Here is a 6,657-nt window from a genome sequence, read left to right as displayed (position 1 = left end):
GTGCGCGACTTCGTCAGCCGCGATCTGTTCGCCGACATCCTCGAGAATGAGGAGGAGCATGTCGACACGCTCGAGCAGCAGTTCGAGATGATCCGCAACATGGGCCTCCAGAATTATATCCAGCTGCAGTCCAAGCCCGCCGAGGAGTGACTCGCGCCGGTTGGCGGTCGCGCGCGCCGCCGGCGATCCTGGGGCCGATCGGCTCCGTGCTCGATGGGCACTGATGGAGCGCGCATCGTGATGAGCCGAAGGAAAATGCTCGCGGCAGGGTCGGCCGCGCTCCTGCTCCCCGGAGCCGCCAGGACCGGGCCATTGCTTCGCGGGGTGCGCATCGAGCCCGATCGCGAGGAGAGGGTGCGCGTGCCCGGCGGCACGATCTACGTGCGGATCAACGGCGATCTGTCGTCGCCGCGGCCGCCGATCGTCTTCTTGCACGGCGGGCCGGGAAGCGCGCATTGGTATTTCCTCAACGCCACAACGCTCGCGGGCGAGCGCGCGGTGATCCTCTACGACCAGTTGGACAGCGGGCGTTCGGATCATCCGGGCAAGCCGGTCAATTGGACCTTGCCGCGCTTCGTCGCCGAGCTCGATGCGATCGCACAGGCGCTGCACGTGCCGCGCTGGCATGTGCTCGGCAGCAGCTGGGGCGCGACCGTGGCGCTCGAATATGCGGCGCGCCGGCCGCGCGAGCTGGCGAGCCTGATCCTGCAGTCGCCCTTGATCGCGACCGAGATATGGCTCCGCGACGCGCGCCGGCTGAAGGCGAAGATGCCGGCCGCCGCGCGGCGCCTGCTCGACCTGTGCGACACGCCCGGAGCGGCCCCGCAGGAGCAATGCGACGCGGCCACCGATGCTTTCTATTACCGTCATGTCCATCGCGCCGATCCGGCGCCGGCGATCGCCGCCTACCGCGACTCGCTGCCGCGCAGCTTCAGCGCCGACATCTACAATCACATGTGGGGCAGGGCGGAGTTCACCGCGACCGGAACCTTGAAGGATTATGACGGCCGGGGCTTGCTGCGGCGGATCGACGGCGCGCGCACCCTGTTCGTCGCGGGCGAGCATGACGAGGCGGTGCCGTCGACGATCGCCGCATTCGCCCGCGCGGCCAAGGGCGCCCAGTTCCGCGAGATCGCCGACGCCGCGCACACGATCATGAACGACAATCCCGAGGGCTATCTCGCGATCCTGCGGCCCTGGCTCGCCGAACACGATCGGTTCGTTTCGACTTAAGGGCTATATCGCAGGTCGCTGCCACGGCGTACGCGCCAAGATCAACGTGAAGAGACCTGCAGAAAGCGCTCGGCGGCGCCGCTCCAGATCGAATCGCCTTCATTGGTCGCGACCTCGGCGATGAACTCGGCCGGCGCGGTCTGCATGATCAGATAGGGATAATCGGTGCCGAGGCAGACATGGCCCGGCACGACGCTCGCCAGGTGGCGTGCGTAGCCGGCGTCATAGACGAGGCTGTCGACGAAGAAATGCGCGGCGGTCTCCTTGGGAGCGACCGCAATCTTGCCGCCGAAGCCGTCGGTCAGCTGCCAGCCCTGCTGCATGCGGTGGACGATCGGGCCGAGCACGCCGCCGCCGTGGCTGAGCCCGATCCGCAGGCGCGGATGACGCTCGAGAACCCCGCTCATGATCAATGTCGCGGCGCAAAGGCCGGTGTCGGTGATGAAGCCCGCGAACGGGACGAGATCGGGGTAGGAGGCGATTTGGGGCGCCTGCAGCGGATGCAGCGCGTGGATGAAGATCGCGAGGTCGAGGTCCGCGGCGGCGGCGAACAACGGCTCGAACTCGGCCTCGCCGAGATAGCGCCCATTGATGTTGCTGCCGAGCTCGATGCCCCTGAAGCCGTCCGCCTTGATCCGCGGCAGCGCGGCGACGGCCGCAGCGACATCCTGCAGCGGGACCATCGCCAGCCCCCAGAAACGGTCGGGCCTGCGCGCGACGATGTCGGCGATCGCGGCGTTGACGTGGCGGCCAAGCTCGATCGTCGCCTGCGGATCGAGCCAGTAGGACAATAGCTCCGGCATCGGCGAGAGCACCTGTACGGTGACGCCGTCGGCATCCATGTCCGCGATCCGCCGCTCGAGATCCCAGGAACGATTGTCGATCTGGCGGAAGGGCTTGTCGCCCATGTTGAGCGTCGCCGCGCCCCCGGCGCCATGGCACATGCACGGCCAGCGCGGCGCGGTCGCGGCGTCGGGCGCCGCCGGAAAGTCCGCCGGAATGAAATGGCTGTGGATGTCAATCAGCCGCGGGTGGGACGCGCTCATAAATGTTCCTCTCTTGCTCCGCGCAGTCTGCGGCGCTGCTGGACGGAGCTCAGCCCTGCGCGGTGAGGCCGGCCGCGGCGATGCCTGCGAGCGCGCACAGCTCGTCATTGTCGGACGTGTCGCCGGTGACTCCGACCGCGCCGATCGCGGCGCCGTCGGACCCGACGACGATCACGCCGCCGGCCGTCGGCACCACCCCGCTGGTCGCAATCGCGCCGAGCGCAGCGACGAACGATGGCCGCTCCGCCGCAAGGTCGCCGATCTTGCGCGACGACATGCCCATCGCCAGCGCGCCCGCAGCCTTGCCGGTGGCGATCTGGAGGCGAAGGTTGGACGAGCCGTCCTGGCGCTGGAAGGCGGTCAGATGCGCGCCGGCGTCGAGCACGGCGACGCTGAGCGGCTTGAGGCCGAGTTCCTTGCCCTTGGCGAAGGCGGCGGTGATGATGAGATTGGCTTGATCGAGGCTGATGCGCGTCATGGCTGGCTTTCCGAGTTGAATAGGGGCGGAAGAAATCAGGGACAGCTTCTATCGAGCCCAGTTTCGCGGGAGGCAAGCATTTCGGCGCGTCACAGGCATGTCGAAGAAGCAACTTGCCGGTGCCCGCAGCAATGATAGGTTCTTGATCGGGCGGATGATGCCACGGCGAGGCCGCCGCGGGCATCAATGGCATCGATCATGCGGTATTGGTCTGTTTCGCGCCGCAGGCGGCAGAGAGGCTGAAGCGAAGTTATGGAAACCAGGATCAGCGAGATCGCGGACGGGATCTACCGATTGTCGACCTACGTGCCCGAGGTCGCTCCGCCGGACGGCTTCACCTACAATCAGTTCCTGATCCTCGCCGACCAGCCGTTGCTCTTCCATTGCGGCCACCGCGCGCTGTTCCCCTCGGTTTCGGCCGCGATGGCGAAGGTGATGCCGGTCGAGCGGCTGCGCTGGATCAGCTTCGGCCACATCGAGGCGGACGAATGCGGCGCGATGAACCTGTGGCTTGCCGCTGCGCCCGGGGCGCAGATCCTGTTCAACGAGCTCGGCTGCCAGGTCTCGCTCAACGATCTGGCGGACCGGCAGCCGCGCGCGCTGAAAGACGGCGAGACGCTCGATCTCGGCGGCAAGCAGGTGCGGCTGATTCCGACGCCGCACGTGCCCCACAATTGGGAAGCGCAGGTGCTGTACGAAGCGACAACCAACACGCTGTTTTGCGGCGACCTGTTCACCCATGTCGGCGACGGCGAGGCGATCACCGGCGAGGAAATCGTCGCTCCGGCGGTTGCCGCCGAGCGAATGTTCCATGCCACGAGCGTCGGTGCGCTGACCGCGCCGACGATCCGCCGGCTTGCCGCGCTCCAGCCGGATCGGCTGGCGTTGATGCATGGCTCGTCGTTCGAGGGCGACGGCGAGGCGCAGCTGCTGCAACTTGCCGATGCCTATGACGATCTGCTCCGTGCCGCGGCTGCCGAAGCGGGAGGCCGCGCCGGAGGTGGGGGACAAGATGGCGCGTCAGCTGCTTGAAGCGGATAGATCGGTCCGCTTGAGTGCGCGCGGTGATGTCCGCGCCGCCGTCGAGCGGATCGGTCGCGCCGAGGATCTGTGCTTCTCACCTGACGGGACCAAGCTCGCGATCGCCGGCCTCGCCGTCGAACGCCTGCTGATCCTCGACGTCGAGGCACGGCTTGCGGAGGACGGGCCGCAGGTTGCGCTCACCGGTTTTCTGGAGATCGAATGCGCGGCGTTCCACTACCCGCACGGCCTCGCCTGGACCGATGAGTCGACCGTGATCGTCGCCAATCGCGAAGGCGCGATCACGATCATCGCGCTGCCCGATGCGCCGTCCGGATCGCGGGTCAAGGTCGAGCCGCTGAGGCTGATTGGCACCGACGGGACCGAGCTGATCCGGACGCCGGGTTCGGTCGCGGCGATGTCCGTCGGGATGGGGCTGATCGAGCTGCTCGTCTGCAACAATTTTGTCGATCATGTGAGTCGGCACCTGCTCGATCGGCGGCGCGGCTATGAGGTGATTGCGAGCGAGATCCTGATCGGCGAGGGGCTCGGCGTGCCCGACGGTGTCGCGCATGGCCCGTCGGGGCGGTGGATCGCGCTCAGCAATCACGACCATCACACGGTGCTTTTGCTGCGCAACAACGCGCAGCCGAGCAGCACGCTCGAGCCGGCTGGGGTGCTGACCGGCGTAAGCTATGCGCATGGGCTCAAGTTCACCCGAGACGGGCGTTGTTTGCTCGTCGCGGATGCCGGTGCTCCGTTCGTCCGCATCTTCGCCAGCGAAACCGGCGAATGGAGCGGGCGGCGCGAGCCGTCCGGCGAGATCCGGGTGATGAGCGACTCTACTTTCGCGCGCGAGCATCACATTCCGTCGGAGGGCGGTCCAAAGGGCATCGACCTCATCCTCGACAATGCGCTGATGGCGGTAAGCTGCGCGCATTACCCGCTCGCTTTCTTCGATATGCGCGGTCTGATCCCGGCGAACGATGCTGCGTCTTCGCTTGCGGAACGCGCAAGCGAAGCCGAGAGAGTCCGGGCGGCGCTGGTGCGTGCGCTCGCCGCGGCGGCTGGGCGCACCGCGCAGGAAACCGAAGCGCTGCGCCGCGCCGGCGAACATGACCGGCGCGCGCTCGCCGACAGCCGGGCCGAGCTACGCAAGACCTTCGCGAGCCGCTCGTGGAAGCTCACGCTTCCGCTACGCTGGGCAAACGGCCATCGCACCCGCCTGGCGCAGCGCGCCGGCCGTCGTTTGCAAAAGGGCGGGGGACATGATTAGGTCATCGCTCCTGGAAAGGATAAAGCGATGAGCAAGGCCGCTTTTGTCGATCCCGCGTTGCTGAAGCAGGTCAAGGTCGGCCGCGATTATGTCGCCGCGAAATACGGCTTCCGCAACCATTGGTATCCGGCGCTGCTCAGCGACGAGCTTGGCGAGGCCGATCCGCAAACCGCGCAGCTCTGCGGCGAGCGGATCCTGCTCAACCGGGTCGACGGCGTTGCTTATGCGATCAAGGATCAGTGCGTTCACAAGGGCGTGCCCTTTTCGAAGAAGCTCGAATGCTACAGCAAGGGTACGGTCACCTGCTGGTATCACGGCTTCACCTACCGCTTCAGCGACGGCCTGCTCGTCGGCATCGTCGGCATGCCGCACAGCAATGTCATCGGCCGGCGCCACGTCAAAAGCTATCCGGTGGTCGAGCGCAAGGGCGTGATCTTCGTGTTCGTCGGCGACGAGGGCGTCGAGCCCGCGCCGCTCGAGCATGACGTTCCGCCGGGTTTCCTCGACGAGGGCATCGTGATCCGCGGCCGGCGGCAGGAGGTCGCTGCCAACTGGCGGATCGGCTGCGAGAACGGCTTCGATTCCACCCATATCTTCATCCACAAGGATTCGCGGCTGATCGCCGACGGCGATCTCGCGCTGCCGCTCGGGCTCGTCCCGACCGGCCAGGAATCCTATCGTGTCGAGGAAGAGGAGGGCGGCCCCAAGGGCGTCTACGATATCTTCTCGCCCGAGACGGTGATGCCGGTGTTCGAGGGCAAAATCGGCGACGAGACTGTGCTGATGGGCGCGCCGCACGGCAAGAACATGCTGCCGCACACGATCTCGATGTGGCTGCCGTGCGCGCTGCGCGTCGATCCCTGGCCGGCGCCGCATCTCACCCAGTTCGAATGGTATGTGCCGATCGACGGCGAGCGCCACACCTATTTCCAGCTGATCGGCACCAAGGCGTCGACCGCGGCCGAGGAGCAGGCGTTCGAGCGCGAGTATCGCGAAAAATGGATCCCGTCCGCGCTCGATGGATTCAACAAGGATGACGTTTGGGCGCGCGAGGCGAGCCAGGCTTTCTACGCGGACGACAGCGGCTGGATCCGCGAGCAATTGTTCGAGGCCGACGCCAATATCGTCAAGTGGCGCCGCCTCGCCGCCAAGCACCACCGCGGCCTCCAGACGCCGCAGCATATTGCGTGACGGTCGACCACCACCGCAAGATCTGATCGCGTCAGGGTGAAGCAGCCTGAAACGTGAGTGGACAGCCTCAGCGGCAGTCGTTTGCCGTACGCTCGATGACCCAACGTATTGGCTTGGACGAGGCGGGCAGGCGGACGATGTCGACGGGGCTGGTCAGCGCGGCGATCGCGCCGCATTTCGGCCCGGGCGAGATCATCCGAACCAGCGCGAACAAGGCCTCGGGCTGGTCGAGCACTCGTTCGATCAGGACGCTATAGCCGCCCGAGCGCTGCGGCCCCATCGCCGCCATGAGCAGCATGTCGCGCTTGAAATCGACCGCTGGAGGCGGCGGGGGATTGCCCTGGCGCGCCATGAGACGCCGCCACTGGCCCTCCCATTCCGGCGCGCTGCGGATCGCAAGCATCCGTTCCTCG

Annotated in this window: 7 protein-coding genes and 1 pseudogene; 5 read left to right on the top strand and 3 right to left on the bottom strand. The window is 66.8% G+C overall.

Going from position 1 to position 6,657, the window contains the following annotated elements; all coding sequences use genetic code 11:
* Both V6M48_RS12810 and V6M48_RS12805 read left to right on the top strand, forming a co-directional pair.
* Positions 1-150, top strand: a pseudogene (locus tag V6M48_RS12810) (bacterioferritin); the annotation flags it as partial.
* A gap of 90 nt (positions 151-240) precedes the next feature.
* The gene (locus V6M48_RS12805; protein WP_332812918.1) at positions 241-1,233 is read left to right on the top strand and encodes a proline iminopeptidase-family hydrolase; all 993 of its coding nucleotides are present in this window, start codon (positions 241-243) and stop codon (positions 1,231-1,233) included.
* A gap of 41 nt (positions 1,234-1,274) precedes the next feature.
* Here the strand turns inward: V6M48_RS12805 and V6M48_RS12800 are convergent, their stop codons facing one another.
* Positions 1,275-2,279, bottom strand: a complete 1,005-nt coding sequence (locus V6M48_RS12800) for an amidohydrolase family protein (protein WP_332812917.1) — start codon at positions 2,277-2,279, stop codon at positions 1,275-1,277.
* A 49-nt stretch (positions 2,280-2,328) separates the two neighbouring features.
* On the bottom strand, positions 2,329-2,757 hold the full coding sequence (locus V6M48_RS12795; RefSeq protein WP_332812916.1) for a GlcG/HbpS family heme-binding protein: 429 nt from the start codon (positions 2,755-2,757) through the stop codon (positions 2,329-2,331).
* A 252-nt stretch (positions 2,758-3,009) separates the two neighbouring features.
* Between V6M48_RS12795 and V6M48_RS12790 the strand changes: the two genes are divergently transcribed.
* The 3 genes from V6M48_RS12790 to V6M48_RS12780 are packed head-to-tail and all read left to right on the top strand — an operon-like array spanning position 3,010 to position 6,244.
* Complete coding sequence (locus tag V6M48_RS12790; RefSeq protein WP_332812915.1) at positions 3,010-3,789, top strand: MBL fold metallo-hydrolase; 780 nt, start codon at positions 3,010-3,012, stop codon at positions 3,787-3,789.
* 19 nt (positions 3,790-3,808) lie between these two features.
* On the top strand, positions 3,809-5,053 hold the full coding sequence (locus V6M48_RS12785) for a hypothetical protein (RefSeq protein WP_332812914.1): 1,245 nt from the start codon (positions 3,809-3,811) through the stop codon (positions 5,051-5,053).
* A 27-nt stretch (positions 5,054-5,080) separates the two neighbouring features.
* Positions 5,081-6,244 carry a Rieske 2Fe-2S domain-containing protein gene (locus tag V6M48_RS12780; protein ID WP_332812913.1) on the top strand — a complete coding sequence of 388 codons (1,164 nt, stop codon included), beginning with the start codon at positions 5,081-5,083 and terminating at the stop codon, positions 6,242-6,244.
* A 67-nt stretch (positions 6,245-6,311) separates the two neighbouring features.
* Here V6M48_RS12780 and V6M48_RS12775 read toward each other — a convergent pair.
* Positions 6,312-6,657: protease complex subunit PrcB family protein (locus V6M48_RS12775; RefSeq protein WP_332812912.1), on the bottom strand; the 346-nt coding region annotated here is incomplete at its 5' end.

It is taken from the genome of Sphingomonas sp. (genome assembly GCF_036677245.1).
GTDB lineage: Bacteria > Pseudomonadota > Alphaproteobacteria > Sphingomonadales > Sphingomonadaceae > Allosphingosinicella.
The sequence above is the reverse complement of the archived record's forward strand: the minus strand, read 5'-3'. Positions and strand labels throughout refer to the sequence as shown.